This window comes from Streptomyces sp. NPDC057307, assembly GCF_042667665.1.
In the GTDB taxonomy this organism is placed as follows: domain Bacteria; phylum Actinomycetota; class Actinomycetes; order Streptomycetales; family Streptomycetaceae; genus Streptomyces.
Genome location: NZ_JBHUZM010000267.1, coordinates 1 through 2968 on the forward strand (window position 1 = coordinate 1; position 2968 = coordinate 2968).

At 67.5% G+C, this 2968-nt stretch carries 3 protein-coding genes; 2 read left to right on the top strand and 1 reads right to left on the bottom strand.

Translation table 11 applies throughout. The annotated features are described in order from the left end of the window. Positions 1-58 precede the first annotated feature (58 nt). Positions 59-916: an RNA polymerase sigma factor SigF gene (locus ACFUN8_RS37200; protein WP_383647841.1), complete on the bottom strand. Its 858-nt coding sequence runs from the start codon at positions 914-916 to the stop codon at positions 59-61. A gap of 229 nt (positions 917-1145) precedes the next feature. On the opposite strand from ACFUN8_RS37200, the gene ACFUN8_RS37205 reads away from it, so the two are divergent. Beyond that, positions 1146-2300 (top strand): DUF475 domain-containing protein, encoded by a 1155-nt coding sequence (locus tag ACFUN8_RS37205; RefSeq protein ID WP_383647836.1) that lies wholly within the window; start codon positions 1146-1148, stop codon positions 2298-2300. A gap of 7 nt (positions 2301-2307) precedes the next feature. Beyond that, positions 2308-2877 (top strand): hypothetical protein, encoded by a 570-nt coding sequence (locus ACFUN8_RS37210; RefSeq protein ID WP_383647839.1) that lies wholly within the window; start codon positions 2308-2310, stop codon positions 2875-2877. Positions 2878-2968: the final 91 nt, after the last annotated feature.

The window sequence follows — 2968 nt, forward strand, 5'->3', positions numbered from 1 at the left end:
GCGCCCGCCCCCCTCGTTCGGCCCCCTGTTGTCCGGCCCTGTCCGGGACGGCCGTGGCTCACTCCTCGGCGAGCATCCCCGTACGCAAGGTGGTCAGGATGCGCGAGAGCAGCCGGGACACATGCATCTGCGACACGCCCAGCTCGGCGCCGATCTCGGACTGGGTCATCTCACGCCCGAATCGCATCTCGACGATCCCGCGCTCACGTTCGTCCAGCTCCTCCAGGAGGGGAGCCAGCGCGTGGAAGTCCTCGACCAGTTCCATGGCCGGATCGCACGCGCCGAGCGTGTCGGCGAAGGCGCGCCCGCCGGTGCCGGCCGGTCCGTCGTCCCCGCCGTCGGTCGGCAGGTCGATCGACCCGGCGGTGTAGCCGTTGGAGGCGATCCGCCCGTCGATGACCTCGGCCTCGGTCAGCTCCAGATGCCCGGCCAGCTCCGCCACGGTGGGGGTGCGGCCGAGCGTGTCGGTCAGCGCGTCCTGGGCCCTGGCCAGGTCCGCGCGCAACTCCTGAAGCCTGCGCGGCACATGGACGGCCCAGGTGGTGTCCCGGAAGAACCGCTTGATCTCCCCATGGATGTACGGCACGGCGAAGGAGCTGAACTCCACCTCGCGGGACAGATCGAACCGGTCGATGGCCTTGATCAGACCGATCGTGCCGACCTGGAGGACGTCCTCCATGTCACCGCTGCCGAGATTGCGGAAGCGCCGTGCCGCGTATCTGACCAGGGACTGGTTCATCTCGATCAGTGTGTTGCGGGCGTACTGGTACTCGTGGGTGCCTTCTTCGAGGACCTGGAGCCGGTCGAAGAAGAGCTTCGACAGCTTCCTGGCGTCCTGGGGGGAGACCTTCCCCGTGTCCTCGATCCAAGGCAGCTCGCCGGACGTCGAGTCCGTACGAGCGCTGGCCGCCCCGATGCCCGCGGGGGCCGGAGCGGCGGGGGAATCCGTACTCTTCGTCACGTCATCGCCTTTGCTGATGTAGGCACTCTGCTGTGATGCCACTGCCTGAGGACCCGTCCGGTACTACCGTGGCCTAATAGTTGCTGTCTGGCAAGTGTTGCCCCCGAGTGGTCTCTCCAGTGCTCTCTCCGGCGGGATGCGTGAGCGAAGATCGCCTAGCATGTCCGCGGAAGGCTGGTGAGTCGTGGTACTGAAAACATTCGGCTGGGCATTCGGGTTCACCGTGCTCGGCCTCGCGGTGGCGGTGCTCTACGACGGCTGGACCGCGCTCGGGGTCGTGGCGATCCTGACCGTGCTGGAGATCTCGCTGTCCTTCGACAACGCGGTGATCAACGCCGGGATCCTGAAGAAGATGAGTGCCTTCTGGCAGAAGATCTTCCTCACGATCGGTGTCCTCATCGCCGTGTTCGGCATGAGACTCGCGTTTCCCGTCATCATCGTCGCGGTCACCGCCAAGCTGAGCCCCGTCAAGGCGGTGCAGCTGGCGGTCAACGACAAGGACCGGTATCAGCAACTGGTCACCGACGCCCACCCGTCGATCGCCGCCTTCGGCGGCATGTTCCTGCTGATGATCTTCCTCAACTTCATCTTCGAGGACCGCGAGATCAAGTGGCTGGGCTGGATCGAACGCCCGCTGGCCAGACTCGGACAGGTCGAGATGCTGTCCGTCTGCCTCTCGCTGATCGTGCTCCTGATCGCCTCCATGACGGTCGCGACCCACGCCCACCAGCACGGTGGCGAACACGCCGACAAGGCGCAGACGGTCCTCACCTCCGGACTCGCCGGCCTCGTCACGTATCTGATCGTCGGCGGGCTCTCCAGCTTCTTCGAGAACAGACTGGCCGACGAGGCGGACACCCAGGCCGACGCGGAGGTCATTCCGCCGGGCGAACCGGGAACGGAGACCGCGTCCGACCAGAGCGGCAAGGGCGGTCCCTCCCTGGTCGCCGTCACCGGCAAGGCCGCCTTCTTCATGTTCCTCTACCTCGAAGTCATCGACGCGTCCTTCTCCTTCGACGGCGTGATCGGCGCGTTCGCCATCACCAACGACATCGTGCTGATGGCACTCGGCCTCGGTATCGGCGCGATGTACGTCAGGTCGCTCACCGTCTACCTGGTCCGCCAGGGCACCTTGGACGACTACGTCTATCTGGAGCACGGCGCGCACTACGCGATCGGCGCGCTGGCCGTGATCCTGATCATCACCATCCAGTACCAGATCAGCGAGATCATCACCGGCCTCATCGGCGTCGTCCTCATCGGCTGGTCGTTCTGGTCGTCGGTCCTGCGCAACCGGCGGATCGCGGCGGGCCGAGCACGCGCGTCGGACATGGCGTAAGGCGTACGTGACCACCGAGACGGCCCGCCGCGTCACCGATGTGCTCCAGCCCCGCAACGCCCTGCTCGCCGGAATGACCGGCATCGGCGCGGCGGCGGCGGGCGACTGGACCGGCGTCCCCTGGGGGCTGCTGGGCGCGGTGTGCGCCGGGACTGTGCCCGCCGCGTACATCGAGTGGGAGCGCGGGCGCGGCAGATGGGGCGACCGGCACGTCGTGGACCGGACGCAGCGCGCACCGATCTTCCTGGTGATCCTCGGCTCCGTAGGTCTCGGCGCGCTCGCCATGATCGCCGGTGGGGCACCCACGGGCATCCTGGTCGCGATGACCGCCCTGTGGGCGATGACGGTCGTCCTGCTGGCGGTCAACACCGTATGGAAGATCAGCGTCGACTCCGCCGTGGCGTCCGCGGTCGTCGCGATGCTCGCCGCCGTCCACGACCCCTGGTGGCTCGCGGCGTACGCGGTGGTCGGCGCCGTGTGCTGGTCCCGGGTACGCCTCGGCTACCACTCCGTCGCCCAGACGGCGGCGGGCGCGACGCTGGGCGCGGCCACGGCGACGGCGTTCCTCCCGCTCTAGGTGTATTGACCCGGAGGGTTGTTGACGCGGGTGATGGGCGGGTGTCCGTCGAGTGCGGTGTGGCAGCGATGGTGGTTGTAGGTGTGGAGGA